The organism is Halalkalibacter alkaliphilus (assembly GCF_023555415.1).
GTDB classification, from domain to species: Bacteria; Bacillota; Bacilli; order Bacillales; family Bacillaceae_D; genus Halalkalibacter; species Halalkalibacter alkaliphilus.
The window spans coordinates 112,832-131,142 of record NZ_JAKRYL010000014.1; the positions used below are offsets into that span (position 1 = coordinate 112,832).

17 protein-coding genes are annotated in these 18,311 nt (G+C 37.2%); 10 read left to right on the plus strand and 7 right to left on the minus strand.

The window, feature by feature from the left end:
- Positions 1 to 119: 119 nt before the first annotated feature.
- The 6 genes from MF646_RS14365 (at position 120) to MF646_RS14390 (ending at position 7,030) form a co-directional block, all read left to right on the plus strand.
- Complete coding sequence (locus MF646_RS14365) at positions 120 to 1,556, plus strand: DHA2 family efflux MFS transporter permease subunit (RefSeq protein ID WP_250097198.1); 1,437 nt, start codon at positions 120 to 122, stop codon at positions 1,554 to 1,556.
- 208 nt (positions 1,557 to 1,764) lie between these two features.
- Complete coding sequence (locus tag MF646_RS14370; protein WP_250097199.1) at positions 1,765 to 2,484, plus strand: HAD family hydrolase; 720 nt, start codon at positions 1,765 to 1,767, stop codon at positions 2,482 to 2,484.
- Between the two features lie 405 nt (positions 2,485 to 2,889).
- Positions 2,890 to 4,458: a spore germination protein gene (locus tag MF646_RS14375; protein ID WP_250097200.1), complete on the plus strand. Its 1,569-nt coding sequence runs from the start codon at positions 2,890 to 2,892 to the stop codon at positions 4,456 to 4,458.
- A gap of 29 nt (positions 4,459 to 4,487) precedes the next feature.
- Positions 4,488 to 5,630: a Ger(x)C family spore germination protein gene (locus MF646_RS14380; RefSeq protein ID WP_250097201.1), complete on the plus strand. Its 1,143-nt coding sequence runs from the start codon at positions 4,488 to 4,490 to the stop codon at positions 5,628 to 5,630.
- 31 nt (positions 5,631 to 5,661) lie between these two features.
- Positions 5,662 to 5,901 carry a hypothetical protein gene (locus MF646_RS14385; RefSeq protein WP_250097202.1) on the plus strand — a complete coding sequence of 80 codons (240 nt, stop codon included), beginning with the start codon at positions 5,662 to 5,664 and terminating at the stop codon, positions 5,899 to 5,901.
- Between the two features lie 13 nt (positions 5,902 to 5,914).
- Complete coding sequence (locus MF646_RS14390) at positions 5,915 to 7,030, plus strand: GerAB/ArcD/ProY family transporter (protein ID WP_250097203.1); 1,116 nt, start codon at positions 5,915 to 5,917, stop codon at positions 7,028 to 7,030.
- Between the two features lie 186 nt (positions 7,031 to 7,216).
- Here the strand turns inward: MF646_RS14390 and MF646_RS14395 are convergent, their stop codons facing one another.
- The 5 genes from MF646_RS14395 to MF646_RS14415 form a co-directional block, all read right to left on the minus strand.
- A complete protein-coding gene (locus tag MF646_RS14395) occupies positions 7,217 to 8,341 on the minus strand; it encodes a GerAB/ArcD/ProY family transporter (RefSeq protein ID WP_250097204.1) in 1,125 nt (374 codons plus the stop codon).
- A complete protein-coding gene (locus MF646_RS14400) occupies positions 8,338 to 8,610 on the minus strand; it encodes a hypothetical protein (RefSeq protein WP_250097205.1) in 273 nt (90 codons plus the stop codon). The genes MF646_RS14395 and MF646_RS14400 overlap by 4 nt, the downstream gene beginning before the upstream one ends.
- A gap of 2 nt (positions 8,611 to 8,612) precedes the next feature.
- Entirely contained in the window at positions 8,613 to 9,800 is a 1,188-nt protein-coding gene (locus MF646_RS14405) for a Ger(x)C family spore germination protein (RefSeq protein ID WP_275980319.1), read from the minus strand.
- Positions 9,801 to 9,802: 2 nt separating this feature from the next.
- Positions 9,803 to 11,281, minus strand: a complete 1,479-nt coding sequence (locus MF646_RS14410; protein ID WP_250097207.1) for a spore germination protein — start codon at positions 11,279 to 11,281, stop codon at positions 9,803 to 9,805.
- A 205-nt stretch (positions 11,282 to 11,486) separates the two neighbouring features.
- Entirely contained in the window at positions 11,487 to 13,163 is a 1,677-nt protein-coding gene (locus MF646_RS14415; protein WP_250097208.1) for a GMC oxidoreductase, read from the minus strand.
- Positions 13,164 to 13,422: 259 nt separating this feature from the next.
- Between MF646_RS14415 and MF646_RS14420 the strand changes: the two genes are divergently transcribed.
- On the plus strand, positions 13,423 to 14,181 hold the full coding sequence (locus MF646_RS14420; protein ID WP_250097209.1) for a ThuA domain-containing protein: 759 nt from the start codon (positions 13,423 to 13,425) through the stop codon (positions 14,179 to 14,181).
- An 88-nt stretch (positions 14,182 to 14,269) separates the two neighbouring features.
- On the opposite strand, the gene MF646_RS14425 is transcribed toward MF646_RS14420, so the two are convergent.
- Entirely contained in the window at positions 14,270 to 15,955 is a 1,686-nt protein-coding gene (locus MF646_RS14425) for a GMC oxidoreductase (RefSeq protein ID WP_250097210.1), read from the minus strand.
- A gap of 190 nt (positions 15,956 to 16,145) precedes the next feature.
- Between MF646_RS14425 and MF646_RS14430 the strand changes: the two genes are divergently transcribed.
- Together MF646_RS14430 and MF646_RS14435 are read left to right on the plus strand one after the other, a co-directional pair.
- Positions 16,146 to 16,406, plus strand: coding sequence for a hypothetical protein (locus MF646_RS14430; protein ID WP_250097211.1), 261 nt, complete (start codon positions 16,146 to 16,148; stop codon positions 16,404 to 16,406).
- A 4-nt stretch (positions 16,407 to 16,410) separates the two neighbouring features.
- Positions 16,411 to 16,551 (plus strand): hypothetical protein, encoded by a 141-nt coding sequence (locus MF646_RS14435; RefSeq protein WP_250097212.1) that lies wholly within the window; start codon positions 16,411 to 16,413, stop codon positions 16,549 to 16,551.
- A 348-nt stretch (positions 16,552 to 16,899) separates the two neighbouring features.
- Here MF646_RS14435 and MF646_RS14445 read toward each other — a convergent pair whose 3' ends face one another.
- The gene (locus tag MF646_RS14445) at positions 16,900 to 17,814 is read right to left on the minus strand and encodes a ketopantoate reductase family protein (protein WP_250097213.1); all 915 of its coding nucleotides are present in this window, start codon (positions 17,812 to 17,814) and stop codon (positions 16,900 to 16,902) included.
- Positions 17,815 to 18,062: 248 nt separating this feature from the next.
- Between MF646_RS14445 and MF646_RS14450 the strand changes: the two genes are divergently transcribed.
- Entirely contained in the window at positions 18,063 to 18,311 is a 249-nt protein-coding gene (locus MF646_RS14450) for a ferredoxin (RefSeq protein ID WP_250097214.1), read from the plus strand.

Below are 18,311 nucleotides of genomic sequence, written 5' to 3' on the forward strand. Positions count from 1 at the left end.
GTTTGAACAATGGAATAAAAAGTCTGAATCGTGTACTCTGTATAAGTACTTGTTACGACAACTACTTGTACAAGAATTGAATAATACTATATTTGTAGTTTAGAGATGAGGGAACAAAAATGGGAGTACCGAGTTATAAGAGATCAACGATTGTGACATTGTTACTTGCAGGATCTTTTATTGCAATTTTAAATCAAACTCTCATGATTACGGCAATCCCGCCAATCATGAAGGAAATGAATGTTACGGCCAATAGTGCCCAGTGGCTTACGACTGTATTTATGCTTGTGAATGGAATTATGATTCCGGTAAGTGCCTTTTTATTAGAACGATTCACAACGAGGCAACTTTTTATTTCAGCGATGAGTATCTTTGCGTTTGGAACATTGATTGCTGGAATTGCTCCTAACTTTGAAGTGTTATTAGTTGGAAGAATGATTCAGTCAGCAGGAGCAGGAGTGATGCTTCCTTTAATGACGACCGTATTTTTAATGATTTTTCCAATCAATAAACGCGGAGCAGCAATGGGATTGATCGGACTTGTTATTTCTTTCGCACCAGCAATAGGGCCAGCTTTATCTGGATGGGTTACATCCAATTATTCGTGGAGACTATTGTTTTTTATCATTTTGCCAATTGCTATAATTGATATTATCATTGCGGTATTTGTATTAAAAAATGTGACAGAAGTGACAAAGCCAAAAATCGATGTTATTTCAATTATGTTCTCTTCATTTGGGTTTGGAGGACTACTCTATGGTTTCACGGCTGCAGGCAACTATGGCTGGTCAGACCCGATTACAATTATTTCGTTAGCAGTTGGTGGATTAGCACTAATCCTTTTTATAACAAGGCAGCTGCGATTAAAGCATCCAATGCTCGAGTTTCGGGTGTTCACGTTTTCCATTTTCCCTTATGCGGTTATTATCGGTATGGTCGCTTTCATGGGCTTAATTGGAGTAGAGACTTTAGTTCCATTATATATGCAAAATATGAGAGAGTTCACGGCATTTGAAGCAGGCCTTGCTCTTTTACCAGGAGCGTTAGTTAGTGGGATCATGTCACCGATTATTGGACGTATTTTTGATAAAATAGGGGCACGTTTTCTTGTGATGGTTGGATTAGCGATTATGACAGTAGCTTCGTTCGCTTTTATTAATTTAGGTCCAGAGACTTCATTTGCCTTTCTTACAATTATGTATGCAGTACGAATGTTAGGGCTTGTAATGGTTTTGATGCCGATCCAAACAGCCGCATTAAACCAGCTACCGAAACGATTAATTCCACACGGAGCAGCAATGGACAATACGATGAGAATGATTGCAGCGTCAGTTGGTACCGCTATACTTGTAACAGTTATGACAACGACATCGATGAATGCTGAAGCTCGACCTGACATCGCATATCCTGATATCCATGGGGCAAATGTGGCCTTTATTGTCGTTGCCGTTCTTTCTTTACTTGCCTTAATTGCTTCGTTCTTTGTTAAATACTCAAAAAATGACGATGAGATGAAAGAAAACGAGGATCAATTTGAGAAAGTAAGTGCTAACTAAAAAAATCAAACTCAAGAATAGACTAATATTAATACAGCGTTGAAAATCCTCACTGGACCCGAAGCCACTGAAGAAGGAAAGACCAAACCTTTCAGTAGTGTTTTCGAATACTAGTGGGGATTTGGTCGTTTTATTTAGGGGTATCGCCCAAATATGGTATAATTTGGGTTGTTGTATAATAAAAATTACGTATTGAGAGGCGTTAAAAATGGCAAAAGTAATCTTATTTGATTTAGATGGCACATTACTTCCAATGGATACACAACAATTCATTACTAATTACATAAAAGAATTAGCCCCACGTGTTGGACATATTATTGACCCAAATGAATTTGTAAAAGCTTTATTGGCTGGCACAGATGCAATGATTAGAAATTTAGAACGAGCAAAAACGAATGAGCAAGTATTTGAAGAAACATTTCTATCACTAACTTCATTAAGTCGTGAAGACATTTGGCCGACATTGGATGAATTTTATGAAAAGGTCTTCCCTACATTTTCTCATATGACAAGTCCATCAATAAAGGCAAAAGAAGTTGTGGAGGAATCACTGAAACAAGGTTTTCGTGTAGCGATTGCTACGAATCCAGTTTTCCCCAAATCAGCTATTTACCATCGTTTAAAATGGGCAGGAATTGATGATCAGCCGTTTGAGTTAGTTACAGTGTATGAAGAAATTTCATTTACTAAGCCAAATATTGAGTATTACCAGGATATATGCGCCCGTTTACATGTAGAGCCTTCGGAGTGCATTATGGTAGGAAATGATGTTCAGGAAGATATGGTTACTAGTACGTTAGGGATGAAAACTTTTTTAGTTGAAGGGAATGTTATCGATCGCGGGAAACCACGCTATCAAATTGATGACAGAGGGACATTAGAAGAGTTGTATGAAAAGTTATCAAAGAGACAAGGAATTTTTAAATAAATCGATATTTAAAGTTATAAAACACAAAAGCTAACAAACACGCCAAGAACAAGGCGTGTTTGTTAGCTTTTGTGTTCTTATAGTACAGAAATTAAATAGAATCGTTTTACTTTATTGAGATAGTAAGGCAATAGGAGCAGTCTTTTCCCATATGGTGGCCGTAAAAAATTCTTTTCACCGTTTTCTCCTATATGTGTTGTGGTAGATCAAGTCTATTCATCTATATACTAACCTATTGTATCAAAATTATGCATGGTATGGATGATAGTCAATTAAATGTTATCTTTGCATGATATTTCAAATATAGGATAATGCTAAAAATGCGTATATATAAAAACAACACTGTATCATGATGATCGATTACATTAATAAAATTCATTCTTTGTTGAGGGAGTAGCTTCAATAATGCGACAGGTAAAGAGTAGCTTAAAAAAGTTAAAAGGACGAACTTCTAGAGTACCTAATCAAACTCTTGGTGAAGAAAAAGATCTTTATTTAGAGAAGATATCTATACATATTGGTGAAAATAAAAAACACGTAGAAAAAATTTTTTTAAACAGTTCCGATATGGAAGTTCAAGATTATCGATTTGGTCCTGACTTAACGAATACAGCTTTTACAGTTCACTGCGATACACTTATCCAAGATGAAAAATTAAATTATTTAAAAGCACTGTTACAAGATTTAGTCATGCATGAAGTTGGCCAGGCAAGAGATATAACTATTGATCAAATTAAAAATTTTATTTTTCAAAAAGGTGTCTCCTCTCAAAAAGTGGGTACTATTGAAGATTTTGAACAAGTATCAAAAAAAATTTTAGCAGGGAATGTTGTTATTTTTTTTGATAAATGGAATAAGGCTCTGAGTTTTGACGCTCTTTCTGTAGAAAGTAGAGCGGTGTCAGAACCGACAAGTGAGGGAGTCGTTCAAGGTCCTCATGAAGGAACCGTTGAAAACCTTAAGAAAAACATCGGGCTAATCCGTTCACGGTTACAGTCGCGAAAATTAAAAGTAATTACCTTGCATGTCGGTAAAGAAATGAATACAGAAATTGCTTATAGTTATTTAGAAGGTTCAGTGGACCCGGAAGTGTTAAAAGAATTTGAGAATAGAATTGAGAAAATAAAAGAGAAGGACGTATTAGAAACTTCATATATTGAAGAACTTATCGAGGATTCTACATTTTCACCTTTTCCTCAATTTCGTTATACTGAGCGACCAGATGTTACAGCGGCTGCTCTGTTAGACGGGAAGATTGTTGTGATGGTACATGGAACAAGCTCTGTTTTAATTTGTCCGGCTTTATATCTGGAGTTATTCCAATCTGTTGAGGATTACTACCAACGAACCATTATTACTTCAATGATCCGACTAATGCGATTTTTGGCAGTTATTATTGCACTGACATTACCGAGTATTTATATTGCCTTATCAACGTTTCACCCTGAAATGATTCCAACTGTTTTATTGTTAGCGGTTATTAACACCCGAGAAGGGATTCCTTTTCCTGCTTTACTTGAAGCGTTTATAATGGTTTTCTTTTTTGAGTTAATGCGTGAAGCGGGGGTCAGAATGCCAAAACCTATTGGACAAGCGGTGAGTATTGTCGGAGCTCTGATCATTGGGGAAGCTGCTATTCAAGCTGGAATTGCCTCTCCGATCATGGTTGTTGTCGTTGCATTAACAGGGATTTCATCATTTGCAATTCCTCAATACAATCTTGGTATTGCTTATCGAATTCTTCAGTACCCACTTATGATATTAGCGGCTACTTTAGGAGGGTTTGGTGTCATGATTGGACTATTGATGATCCTTTTGCATCTTTGTTCTCTCCGGCCTTTGGGAGTACCTTATTTAGCTCCATTTGCGCCATTGAGACCGAAACGATTAGGTGATGCGTTCATTCGTGTTCCGTTAAAAAATCTTTTGAAATCACCTCGGAATCAACATATGCATCGACTTCCTAAAAATTAAACGTTCACAGCGGAAAGGAGAAAGTTTTTTTGAAAAAGCTTGTTATCATTATTTTATCAGTCTTTCTGTTGGTTATATCAGGTTGTTGGGATCAACGTGAATTGATAGAACGAGCTTTTGCATTAGGAGCTGCGATCGATCAGCATGAAGATCAGCTCGAATTAACTGTTCAATTTTACCGACCAAAACCTGAAGAGGGCGGTGGGGGTGATGGCGGTGATCCGGTCAGTTTTGGTATATATGCGCAAACTATTTCTGAAGGTGCACGCAACCTTGTGAATCATATTGGTAGAAGAGCAAACTGGAGTCATATGCAGGTGATTGTTATCGGAGAAGAGACTGCAAGAACAAGACCGCTTAGTGAACTGCTTGGATTTTTTTATCGCGAACAAGAACCTCGTTCCACAACCCATATTTTAATTGGGCAAGGAAAAGGGAGCGATTATTTAAATTTTGACCCATTATTTGAAGATTCTTCAGGCAGACAACTTCGTGAAATTCAAAGGTTCTCCAGAGAAGTTACAGGACATTCTAGAGAGACAACCATACATGATTTAAGCTTACAACTGAAAAGTGAACTTGGTACGGCCATTGTTCCGTATGTGACAAAAAGTGCAAACAAAATAACAACAGCTCCTATTATCGGAGTCGCCATTGTCAAAGACGATAGAATGGTCAGTGACCTTTCGGGAAAAGAGACACAAAGCCTGTTAATTCTCCGCGAACAATTCGATAGAGCAAATTGGAAACTGCCATGTAAAGAGGGAAACAATGGAGGTAGATTTGATAATATTGAGGTGTTCTTAACAAGTTCAAACATATCTCCTAGGGTAAATGGCAATCAAGTGACTGTGGATGCGGCATTTCAATTTGAGGTTACGTTAAGAGAGTTAGTGTGTGAGACAGTACTTGAAACAAGCGAGGATGCTAATGAGTTTGCTCGATATATAGAGGAGCAACTAGAAATAAATTTAATGAATACTATTGAGAAACTTCAGAAGGAAAAAATTGATGCAAGTGAATTAGGGAATAAAATTTACAGAGATAACCCAGAACTATGGAAGTCTGTAAAGGATAATTGGGATGAACTGTTTGCTACAGCTCAATTTAATTTTAGTATTTCTGTTGATATTGATGGTTCGGGAACAGTAGAGTATAGGCCATTTCCTTAAAAGGATGAATAGTTTGGGGGAGGCATGGAAAGTGTTTGAAAGAATTATTATTGTATTGATTTTGTACACGGTGTTGCTTTCTTTTGACTATTCAAGATTGAAAAAAAGTGAAAAGAAGGTAACATATATTTATTTATTCTTGATTGTAATATCCTTATTTTTAAGTACAGATTACATATTAGACGCGAACTGGCCAAATTTGAAAGACCTTGTCCGTGCTGTTTTTTTGAAACCAGCTGAACAGATTGTTGAGTATATGACAATTGAGTGAAAGGAGGATGACAATGAAGGATCAAGAGACTATCAGTACTGGACAAATGGCTTTTATTTTTCTAAGTTTCTTGCTGGGATCTGCTATTGTGAACATTCCATCGCCGTTAATTGCTAGTTCTGGTAATGCCGCATGGCTATCTTTATTGATCTCTTTTGGAATAGGTCTTCTCCTTTTATGTTGCATTCTTTTTTTAAATCGTCAATACGAGGGACTACTGCTTATTGATTACTCTCGAAAGATTTTTGGAAGGTTGGGCATGTTTTTTTTTATGATTCCTTTTGTTCTTATGCTCTTTTTAATGCTTTCGAACATATTACTTGATGTAGGTTTCTTTTTACATAATACGATGATGAGAACGACACCGGTGGAAATTTTTCATTTATTTATGATTATTGTAGCTGCCGCAACAGTATATGAAGGAATCGAAGTGATAGGTAGAATGTTTACAATGCTTATCCTTTTTGTATTAGCGGTTTTTTTTATTTTTGTACTGTTAATCATTCCAATGCTTCATCCTGAATACCTACTGCCATTGCTTCCGGATGGGTGGAAACCCGTATTTCACGGGACTTATTTAGCTTTGGGTTTTCCTTATGCAGAAGTAATTCTTTTTGCATTTCTGCTCCCGTTTGCCAAAAATAAAAATGGTGGGAAGTTAGAAAAAAAGATGTTTATAGCAATGTTCTTTAATGGGTTTTTATTGTTGGTTGCTATTCTTGTATCAATTATGGTATTAGGGCCTACTGGTGTAGAGATAAAATATGCTTTGTTTTATATAGCTACCTTAATTGATATTCAAGATGTTTTAACAAGAATTGAAGCAGTCGTTGCCATGAGTTGGATTATCGGTTCATATATGAAAGCAACAATAGTGTTATTTGTCATTAATTTCATCCTATCGCAACTGTTTAATCTTAAAGATGACAGGATCTTAATTTTCCCAGTTGCACTTCTGACTTTTCTTTTCTCTGTCATTTTATATAATCATGAATTGGAGTTTGTAGAAAACGTAGGGACGGTATGGCCTTTATTAATAACGGTTGTTGGTGTACTCCCAATTATTATAATAACTCTTGTAACTTTTTTGAAAAAGAAACTGAAGAAAGAAAATCAATTGGGTGCGTAAGAAATTAGAAAAGTATAAGTGTTTATCATGTGTAGGCCCTTTTTCTACAAAATATAGGAGACAGGTCAGGTTTGGAAAGTTTATTGACCGAAAGAATAATTCAAATTATATAGAAAATAGAAAAGAAAGCTACTGAAATAAAGGGGTACTCCTTTTTCAGTAGCTTTCTTAAGTAAAATGAGGAATTTACGTATTGCTGGTAGCCTTATTGTTACTTCTGTGTTTATTTCTTTTAATAAAAGCTACAAATGTGACAAATAGGAAAGGGAGAACGACAATTGTAATCATAAATAACGGCCAAGTTACAAATACAGCATCCACAAATTCTGTTTCGTGATCAAAGATCGTCAGCGAAAGTAACAAAATGAGAAAGGAAATAGGAAAGATGATAATCTGTTTATCCTGTAATTTCAAAACTTTTGATAAAAATTCTTTAAGGATAAACAGCATAATGCTTGTTTTCATATACGAGCCGACGATTAAGACGAGGCCGATTCCGGATTCAATTCGTTCAATAGCATCTCTAATATTAACCAATCGAGAAAGGTTAAAAATAGAATATTGGACTTTTCCAGCAATCGGACCATATGCCATTGTAACAAGGACAATAGGAATAATCATCAAAAGCCCATGTATAATTAGAGTGAAAAACATGATTTTTTTAAATGGCTTTCTGTCTCCTTTGTTCAGGAAGGGAAGCAACAAAGAAAATAGAATCAGCTCTGAATAGGGGAAGCTAAAAGCACGGTAGCTTCCAAGAAGAATGGGCATTATACCATCGGGCATGACCGGAAGAAGGTGCTCGACTCGATATTCACGAAAAACTAATGCTAGCACACCCAATGATAAAACAACCATGATGATTAAAAGCCACACGAACATTCTCGCCATTGGTTCAATTCCACTTCTTGCCGTCATAGCAGCCACTAGCAAAATAAGAGTATGGAACACATAGGTAGGCGTTTCCCTCATTAAGGCATTTGCAAAAAAACCTCCAATATCAATGATAATAAAAGTAATAATTAAAATAAGCAAAATGATGAGTGGTATGGCAATACATAAGGTAATCCACTTTCCTAAGACTTTTTCACTATAATCGATAAAGGAATGTCCAGGGGCCTGTTGATCGATGTAGAAAACACAGGCTAGTAGCACCATTCCAAGAGCATTCGCTATTAAAAGTGATAGCCACGCCCCATTTGCAGCAGCTTCAACCATAGGGGTTGGGATATTAATAATTGCAGAACCAGTCATATAAGCGAGAAATAGACTCGCTAGCTGCCAAGAACTTATCGTCTCTATTTGTCTCATCCCATCCCCCTAATGGTCACAAGAAACATAATAAAATCGACTTCTAGTGATTTTACAATTTGTTGACCTGGTTCATGAAAGATGAAATCTACAAACGTATAAAGGGTTGGCCAAGGTAGATCAAACACGTAAATAACACTATGATAAAGCACGGGTACCATTGCAATTCCGTAAACATTGCGAATCTGCTTGTTTCTAATTAATTCAGCCCCATCATAGAAAAGTACGCTCATGTATAAAATAACGAGTAAGATAATTTTCTCAAGCATAATTATTCCTCCGTTAGGTCATCGCCAGTTGTCATACCTGTGCTAATAATGATGACTTCAACATCAATTTCGAAATTGATTTCAGAAAAGATTTGCTCCCAATTATCTTCATGCTGTTTCCATTGTTTCGGGTCTTTTCTATAAAGGATATTCCCAATTCCGATTACATCGAGTTTTTCATCCTGTAGGTATTTAATAAAAGCTCCTAATTGTGTTTTTATTGAGTTTTCAATATGAGCTTGAAGCTCCTGTCTCTCTTCATCAGTTGCCATCGTCCAGCATTGTAACTCACCGAGATGCCCCTGTACCTTTGTTGAAAAATGAATGGTAGGTGGGGTTTCAGAGAAGTTGGAAGTAACCTTTGTTTTTAGTTGAGTAACTTCTAGAGAATCCTTTCTATTTTTCTGCTTATACTCTTCACCTTTACAAGGATATTCGATCGTACCGCTAAGGTATTCATCTGTTAAAATAAGCAAATTATGAACATCAGCCGTTGAGAGACGATCGAACATCTTTCCATCAGGAAGAATAGCCAATCCAGTATTTACGACACTTTCTGGAGTTTGATCACTTCGTTCGATATAGGGAACCGTTGCTATTTTCACGGGATAATTCAGTTGCAAAGCTAAATCAAGCATTCTCGTTTCTCTTGCTTTCCCTGAAAAGGCGGTGCCACTTTCTTGAATCATTCGTATTTGTTGTGCTGTTGTTTTCTCAATAAAAGGTCTAACACCCCAATATTCACTAGCCCTTCCTTGTGTAATAACGACATACGTTTTGAAGCGAGGTTCATGATCACGATAGAAAAAATCAAGAACATCTGATATGTCATGTTCTCTAGCAAACTCTTCTCCAATAAGGATAACCCGCATATGGCTCCATTGAGCTTTGCGGCCAACATGAAGAGGAATATCTCGGATTGCTTCAAAGACACTGTCGTCTGTCGTTTTAACCGAGAAGTACTTGCCCTCGGTATTGACACCACCACCTTGAGCTCCGATCGTTGGTGTAGGTGAATACATATGTGTTGTTAATTCAATCTCTCCTTCATTTGTTTGATCAATACTTAGCCCCATTACGTAGGCTAGATCAGTCAATTCCATACTGTTCCAACATCCTGATAAAAAAATGAGAAAACTTACTGCAATGACTATTTTTATACGAAAAAATATAATAGTTGTAACATTCATGGTTAATCAAGCTTTCTTTTCGGATTTTGGTTTGGGGATTCCATCCATTTTTGTGGTTTCCGCATGAAAACATCTAGAAGTTGCTTCGGCTTAAGTGGAGCTAATGGACTTAAATATGGTTGCCCTAATGATCGTAAATTTGTTAAATGTAAAAAGATGATCAGCAAAAAAATCATAATGCCAAACCCACCTAAAGTTGCAGCGAAGATCATCATTGGCAGCTGGAGAATTCGAATGGCAATCGCAATGTCATATTGTGGAATTGCAAAAGAAGCAATACCGGTTAGTGCTACTACAATAACCATCAACGGAGAGGTAATATGGGCTGATATGGCAGCATCACCAATAATCAACGCTCCAACGATGCTAATCGCTGATCCAATTGGCTGTGGCAAGCGAATACCAGCTTCTCGAAGCAGCTCGAAAAAAAACACCATGATAACGGCTTCCAAAAAGGCAGGTAATGGCAGGCCTTCACGAGTATCAATAATTGACATTAAGAGATTGGTTGGAATTAATTCACTATGAAACGTAGTCAAGGCAATATATACGCTAGGTAATGTAAACGCAATATAAAAAGATATGATTCTTATCAAACGTACGAGAGATGAAAATATCGAACGTTGATAATAATCTTCACTTGCTTGAAAGAACTCAGTAAAAAGGCCCGGACAAATTAAGATCGATCCCGTTCCTTGAACGAGAACGACAATTTTCCCTTGTAATATGGCTGCAATAGCAACATCTGGACGTTCTGTATAACGATATTGGGGAAAAGGAGAAGCTTTAGAGTCTTCGATCAGCTGTTCAATGTACCCCGTTTCTAAAATTTCTGATTCCTTGACATAATTTATTCTTCTTTTGAACTCACTTAGTGTTTCTTGATCTACTTTTCCTTCAAGATAGCCAAATGCAATCTCGGTTTGCGTTTCTCCTCCAGTTTTCAATTTTTCAATTTTAAAGCGAGGATTTTGTAAGCGGATGCGTAATAACCCAATATTTATATCTAACTGTTCAATTGTACTTTCGCGAGGTCCTTTAACGACCGATTCAGTCGCTGGTTCAGTTACTTGTCGTTTATTAACACTTAAATCATTATAGGCTAAAGCTTTTTCCCATTGGTCAAAAAAGATTACAATGTGTCCGCTCATAATTTTTGTTACAGCATTATCAAAATTTTCAACTAGCAGCGCATTTTGGTCAGAAACACCGTGATGTTCAAAGAAAGTTATGACATCTTCAACAGTAATGTCAGTTACTGGACCTACCTCGTGTGTAACTAAGTCTTGCATGGACGCTTTCATGTAATTTGTTTGTTTATTTTGAACAAGAGATTCAAGATAAACAGAGAAAGCGCGATATTTAAGCTCTGGACCATACTGCCATGAATAGATACGTAAATCATGACAATTGGAAAGAGTTGCTTCGATTTTTTTTTGGTTATCCGATAAACTTTGAGAAATTTCAATAGGCTTCTTCATAAATTACCCTCTAATCCAATATTTAGTAGTAGTATTTTTTAGAAAAAGGATTTTATTCATATGAGATGTTTTGAACCGTAGACGGACAAACAAAAAGGGGGTGCTCAAGGTCTGTTTTGACCTTTGAGACACCCCTTTGTCAGAAAAAAGGAAAAGACTTTTTCGTGAACGATTTATTCATTGTTTACCCGTAAGTATTAGCCGGTTATTCCTCCTTTTTTCCTACAATATAATCAGCAGTACGCATGGCCACGGCTATTGTTGTTAAAGTTGGGTTCGCTCCTCCCATAAATGGCTGGACGCTGTTGTCAGCAACAAACAAGCCAGACACGCCATGCACTTGACCGAATTCATTCGTAACCGATGTAGCTGGATCATTCCCCATCCGGCAAGTGCCCGCAGCATGATAATCAAATCCTGGTGGATGAAGACATGGGAGAGTGATGTTATCCAATTGTATACTATCCATGACTTGAATCATGTCATCTACCATTTGTTGAATAATAACCAAGTCTTGTTCGCTATAAGAGAAATGAACATTCAGTTTTGGAACCCCGTATGAATCTAAGTCAGTTTGATTAAGAATAACTCGATTCTCTGGTCTTGGCTCGACAGTACCGAATCCCCAAAGACCGATTTCTAGTTCTTCCATTAATGGCTTCGTTTGATAGGAATAAAATTCATAAGGAAACGGTCCTTGCACAGATAATTGATATGGTCGTATGTTCGTACTTGGAAGCTGAATGTTTGTAATACCTAACACTTCTTCAAATTCCTCTCGTGAGGCAAAACCACTAGCATGAGTAAAGGAATGACTGATCAAATATCTTCCAATCGCTTCTCCAGGTATACCAGAATGAAGCAAGAGACGAGGCGATTCAAACGTACTCCCAGACACGATCACGTTTTTCCCATGTAGTGTATAACATTTTTTATCAGGGGTCATCACGTTAACTCCTGTTGCTTTGCCGTTTTCATGTAGAATCTTGACAACATTCGCATTGACGGCAAAATCAACTCCATTCCAGTTTAAGGCCCAAGCGATAAACTCAAGAGAACTAAATAAGACATTGGAACGGATTTTTCCATAATAGCTAACGTTTAAATCAAACGCACGAGGTAAGGTTGTCGCATCATGGTAGCCACTATCTCTCAACCTTTGTAAAAACGTATGGTGAAGATTAGAGTCTTTTACGAACTCTGTAGTCACCTTCATTACTTCTTCAGCAATGTTGTAATATGTTACAAGGTCATCATAGGTAATCGGCCATTCTTTAAAATCGCTAGGATGATAACGAGGGCTAACAGCTCCCCAAAGAAGTGTTTGACCTCCTAAGCCATATAGTTGTTTGGCTCCTGGGAATTCTGGCCATTGCTCTCCACTTCGAATATTAAATGCCGGATTTTGTAGAAACTTTCTAGCGGCACTAGCTGTTGGTAAATTAGCGACATGTGTTGGGGTAAGTAACCCACCTTTTTCCAAAACAGCAATTCGTTTCCCTCGTTCGCGCCATTGTTCACACAATCTCCAAAGAGCGGCGCCTCCTCCTGCACCAGTTCCAACAATGATTGCATCATACTCGATCTTTTCCATTTCTTCTAAAGGGGTGAGAGGGAACCACTGATCTAAATAATCTACAACTGGGTCAGGAGGGCAATCTTCGTATGTTGGAACAATTTGCTCATCATCATTTTCTATTTGACGGCTTTTTTTAAAAGTGACTGGTTTAGGGGAAGAGGGGATTTTGACCTTTCGACCAGTAATGTTCTCATCCGGATGAGCAATTTGTGGATTATGAACCCTTAGTTGGTTCAAGTCGACATTATGTTGATGAGCCAACTTTCGCAGTGTTGTCCCCTTGTTGGCGGTTAATATCTTCAATTATGCCACCTCAACTTTACTAATAGTTTGTGTAAGTATATGTGCTTACTTTTAGAACTTGATCAATTACTGCTAATATCCTATATAAATCATTATTGAGCTTAATACGAAAAGCGGTAAATTGCCGTATAATGATTGTTATTTCTAAGACTTGTAAACAAACCATTATTATTTTGTAGGGAAATTCATATAGTTTGTATATAGTGAAAGCTGTGAGAAAAGTGAGTAAAAATTATAGCTTGGTATTAAGGAGGACGGTATGATCAAAATAACAATTGGATCAAAAACGTTCGAAATAAAAGAGATCAATGTGACGATTTGGAATGAATTCATTCATGAACAAACCGATCCAAAGGTAGCGAGTATTTATCCTGAAGGAATGCATATGACCATTGCTGAAGGCTTGGAGCCGTACGGATTTAACATTCGAACGGCCACATTTAACGAGCCGGAGCATGGGTTGACAGAGAATGTGTTAAATGAGACAGATGTCCTTATTTGGTGGGGACACTTAGTACACGATCAAGTTGATGATCAGATTGTTGAAAGAGTATATGAAAGAGTACTCAATGGGATGGGTTTAATTGTCTTGCATTCAGGGCACTTTTCAAAGATTTTTAAAAAGCTAATGGGAACGACATGTGATCTAAAATGGAGAGAAGCTGATGAAAGAACAAGATTGTGGGTCGTCGATCCTGCTCACCCGATAACAAACGGCATTGATGAATACATTGAACTTGAAGAAGAAGAAATGTACGGAGAATTCTTTGATGTTCCTGCACCTGATCGACTTATCTTTATTAGTTGGTTCCAAGGTGGGGAAGTGTTTCGCAGCGGCTGTGCCTATTATCGTAGACTAGGGAAAATATTTTACTTCCAGCCTGGGCATGAGACGTATCCAACGTATCATAACGAAGAGATCATCAAGGTGATAGCAAATGCTGTGAAATGGGCTGCATCACCACACGGACCAACACCAACCTTTGGTTATGCAGAACCTCTGGAAGAAATAGATTAAATGATAAATAGGATGACAACGGAAAAGCCCCTTACTTTGTCATCCTATTTTCATTCTATTGTTGAATATTTAGGTACAATCAAAAGTATTATACATTCTCATTTTTTACAATATAGTCAGCAGTTCGCATAGCTACGGCTACGGTCGTTAGTGTAGGATTCGCCCCTCCCATAAAAGGTAAGATACTGTTATCAGCTACAAACAGATTTAATATACCGTGAACTTGACCAAAATCATTTGTAACAGATGTAGCTGGCTCATCCCCCATCCGGCAAGTGCCCGCAGCATGATAATCGATACCCGGCGGAAGCAGACATGGATTCGTTTCGATATTTAATTGCATGCTATCAATCACTTTAAACAGATCATCCGACAGCTGTTGAATAATGGCTAGATCTTGTTCGCTATAAGAAAAATGAACATTCAGTTTTGGAACCCCATACCAATCCAAGTTAGCCGCATCAAGGATGACACGGTTATCACGCTTAGGCTCAACAATTCCGAATCCCAAAAGGCTAATTTCTAGTTCTTTCATCAAGGGCTTCGTTTCATAGGAATAAAATTCATAAGGATGAGGTCCTGTAACTGCTATTTGGTATGGCCGCTTATCAGTACTAGGAAGCAGAATATTTACGATCCCTAATACCTCTTCAAATTCCTCACGTAAGACAAGGGTAGAAGAAGAAATAAAAGAATGGCTAATTAAATATTTACCGATCGCCTCTCCGGGAATGCCAGAATGAAGCAATAGGCGAGGCGTTTCAAACGTACTAGCAGAAACCACCACGATTTTACCGTGAATTGTATATGATTTTCGCTCCGGGGTCATCACCTGTACTCCAGTTACTTTGTTATGTTCATGTAAAAGCTTCACCACATTTGCTTTAACAGCAAAATCAACCCCATTCCAGTTAAGTGCCCAAGCCATAAATTCGAGGGAACTAAAAAAGACATTTGAATGTATTTGTCCATAATAGCTAGAGTTTAAGTCAAACGTTCGAGGAATGTTTGTTGCATCATGATAACCGCTCTCCCTCAATCTTTTTAAGAGAGTTTCTTGAAGGTTAGAACCATTCGTGTATGCTGTAGTGACCTTCATGACTTGTTCAGCAATGTTGTAGTATTCAATGAGATCATCAATTGTAAGCGGCCATCCTTTAAAATCACTACTATGAAAACGGGGACTCATGCCTCCCCAAAGCAACGTTTGGCCTCCTAAACCGAAAAGTTGTTTGGCTCCTGGAAATTCAGGCCATTCCTTTTCTCGTCTAATGTTGAATGCGGGGTTTCGCAGAAATTTTCCTGCAGTTTTAGCAGTTGGTAAATTAGCTACATGAGTCGGTACGAGTAAATCACCTTTCTCTAAAACAGCAATTCGTTTCCCTTGATTTCGCCACTGTTCACTTAATCTCCAAAGTGTAGCTCCTCCACCTGCTCCGCTTCCAACGATAATCACATCGTAGTTTGTTTGTTCCATTTCTTCTAAAGAAGTCAGAGGGAACCAGTAATCTGAAAAATTTATTTCTGGACTAGGAGGACAATCTTCATAAGTTGGAACAATTTCTTCATTGTCATTTGTCATTTGACGGTTTTTCTTGACTGTTATCTGTTTAGGAGGTGAGGGGATTTTTACTTTTTGACCGGAAATATCTTTATCTGGATGAGGGAGATGTGGATTATGGAGAATAAGTTTATTCAAATCAATGTTATGATAACGGGCCAGGTTTCGTAATCTTTCTCCCTTTTTAGCAATTATTATCTTCAGTGCGATCACCCTCATTCGTTAAATATTTATGTAAGTATATGGTGATAACACGGTTAATTTGACAATTATTTCATCTCGTATGACGTGGTCTAAGGCGAGAGTATCTAAACACACATTCTTGGAAAAGACAGTTCATTTTTTTAACACCCTTCTATCTTAATTGACATATAGTATGATGATAGGAAAGGAAGGTTATATCATGCTGAATAATCCTTTCAATGGCTTAAACGGAAGAGAACGGGAACTATTAATAATGGCTTTAATATTGAAGAAAAAATTAAGCTTCCATAATGTGGTTTTAGAGCATGACGGGACCTACTATGTTGGTTTAAGGGGAAGAATTAATATTCAAGAAAATCCAAATAAAAATGTAAATGATCTAGCTGCTTTTATAGATAGTCATCCTGATTTAACGTTATCAGATGTTATGGAAGTAATAAAACGGAAAACAAGGGAGTGAGTTTATGGATTTTACAGCTACAGAGGAGAATTTTACTTTAGCTATAGTGGCTATCCTATTTTTCATTTTATTATTTGGAGAGACCGCTAATAACAATGATGAACCTGAGGATAACGATGTTGTGATCCCACCAATATCATTTTAGTACCCCGATAACTTTATTCATACCTATGTAGCTAAAGGTGGAATAAAAAGCAGCTGACCATAATTGCGCTGGAAGCAACGGTTGGTTAGAAAGGATATAATACCTATGTAGTTAAAATCTTTCCGCACTACGGAGTAAGTGTAGGAAGGATTTTTTCATTTTTAAGGGCAATGTCTTCTAACTCGGTTAGACGACATTGCTCTTATGGAAGGGCAAGATTGTGGGTCGTTGATCCTGCCCATCCGATAACAAAAGGCATAAATAAATACGTTGAATTTGAAGAAGTAATGTACGGAGAATTCTTTTGATGTTCCTGTACCTGAAATAGGTGGTTCCAAGGTGGTAAAGTTAATACGTTTTTTCTAACACTCGTATCATATTAAAAAGCATATCATTTACGGGTGTTGGAATCTGATGTTCTTTACCTAATCTACAAACGGTACCTGATAAATATTCCACCTCCGTTTTTCGGCCGGCCTCTACATCTTGCAGCATGGACGTCTTTCCTTCAGGTGATAACCCTTCTTTTAAGATATTATCAAACTTAAGAAAGTCACTTTCGGTTAAGTTGATCCCTTTCGCTTTAGCTAATTCCATCACTTCTATCATCGCTGACTTCATAAAAGTATGAGCTTCAGGTATTTCTTGAAAGACTTTGTACGGCGCCTTCAATACGGCCGAAGTTTGATTGATTCCTACATTTATCATAAACTTCCACCACATTGTATGAAGCATATCTTCTGGAATCTCATAAGGAATACTTGCTCGATCGAACAATTGCTTCACTTTTTTTACATTTGAAGACAAAGTCAGGTTATTGTTTTCACCAAAACATATTCTGCCAATATTTGAAAAGGTAACCGACGTTCCTTCACGTATGGCATCAATCGCGACACACATAGCAGGAAGAACCGGGTTATTTGGATAGATACTTTCTAATATTTCTTCGCTCGTAATACCATTCATAAGTGACATGATGATGGTGTCTGGTCCAATATGATGTCGTAAATCCTTTATGGCTTGATCGAGTCCGTCATATTTGACAGCAATTAATACAAGGTCAGCTGGTTCTACGACCACTTCTGGTTGTATGTATTGAAAGTCATAGCGCATTCCATTAATTGAAATCCCTTCGTCTTGATATCGCTTTATTCGTTCCTTACTTGCTATGACTTTTATATTTTCAGGTGCCATATCATGCAATTTACTAGCATAGGCAGCACCAATTCCTCCGAGTCCAATTAGTGATATATTCGAAATCATTTGAATTCCTCCTATTAACAAGTACTTAAAGGTTTACATTTAGCTTTTTTATATCTACTATACACCGACAAATATTCTGAATCTATAAGAAATAAGCCTTCTTAAATTAAATATTAGAATAATTAGAATAATTAGCGTTTGTTACGTATAAAAGAACAGTGGTCTTGTATAGTAACTAATGCTACTTTATGATGGGTACAAATAAATAATTAAAAACCTATCATCTTTTAGTAAGGGAGAGGCTAATAATGGCAAAATATACGATTGTAGACAAAGATACTTGCATTGCATGTGGAGCGTGCGGTGCTGCAGCGCCTGACATTTATGACTATGACGATGAAGGAATTGCTTTTGTTTTATTAGATAATAATCAAGGAACAACATATGTCCAAGAGGATTTAATGGAAGATATGGAAGATGCTCATGATGGTTGTCCAACAGAATCTATTAAAATAGCAGATGAACCATTTGATGGTGATCCTATGAAATATGATTAA

What these genes read in the sequence shown, in the direction of transcription:
- MF646_RS14365 (WP_250097198.1), top strand. Translation starts at nt 120, where the DNA reads ATGGGAGTACCGAGTTATAAGAGATCAACGATTGTGACATTGTTACTT.
- MF646_RS14370 (WP_250097199.1), top strand. Translation starts at nt 1,765, where the DNA reads ATGGCAAAAGTAATCTTATTTGATTTAGATGGCACATTACTTCCAATG.
- MF646_RS14375 (WP_250097200.1), top strand. Translation starts at nt 2,890, where the DNA reads ATGCGACAGGTAAAGAGTAGCTTAAAAAAGTTAAAAGGACGAACTTCT.
- MF646_RS14390 (WP_250097203.1), top strand. Translation starts at nt 5,915, where the DNA reads ATGAAGGATCAAGAGACTATCAGTACTGGACAAATGGCTTTTATTTTT.
- MF646_RS14395 (WP_250097204.1), bottom strand. Translation starts at nt 8,341, where the DNA reads ATGAGACAAATAGAGACGATAAGTTCTTGGCAGCTAGCGAGTCTATTT.
- MF646_RS14400 (WP_250097205.1), bottom strand. Translation starts at nt 8,610, where the DNA reads ATGCTTGAGAAAATTATCTTACTCGTTATTTTATACATGAGCGTACTT.
- MF646_RS14405 (WP_275980319.1), bottom strand. Translation starts at nt 9,800, where the DNA reads ATGAATGTTACAACTATTATATTTTTTCGTATAAAAATAGTCATTGCA.
- MF646_RS14410 (WP_250097207.1), bottom strand. Translation starts at nt 11,281, where the DNA reads ATGAAGAAGCCTATTGAAATTTCTCAAAGTTTATCGGATAACCAAAAA.
- MF646_RS14420 (WP_250097209.1), top strand. Translation starts at nt 13,423, where the DNA reads ATGATCAAAATAACAATTGGATCAAAAACGTTCGAAATAAAAGAGATC.
- MF646_RS14430 (WP_250097211.1), top strand. Translation starts at nt 16,146, where the DNA reads ATGCTGAATAATCCTTTCAATGGCTTAAACGGAAGAGAACGGGAACTA.
- MF646_RS14435 (WP_250097212.1), top strand. Translation starts at nt 16,411, where the DNA reads ATGGATTTTACAGCTACAGAGGAGAATTTTACTTTAGCTATAGTGGCT.
- MF646_RS14445 (WP_250097213.1), bottom strand. Translation starts at nt 17,814, where the DNA reads ATGATTTCGAATATATCACTAATTGGACTCGGAGGAATTGGTGCTGCC.
- MF646_RS14450 (WP_250097214.1), top strand. Translation starts at nt 18,063, where the DNA reads ATGGCAAAATATACGATTGTAGACAAAGATACTTGCATTGCATGTGGA.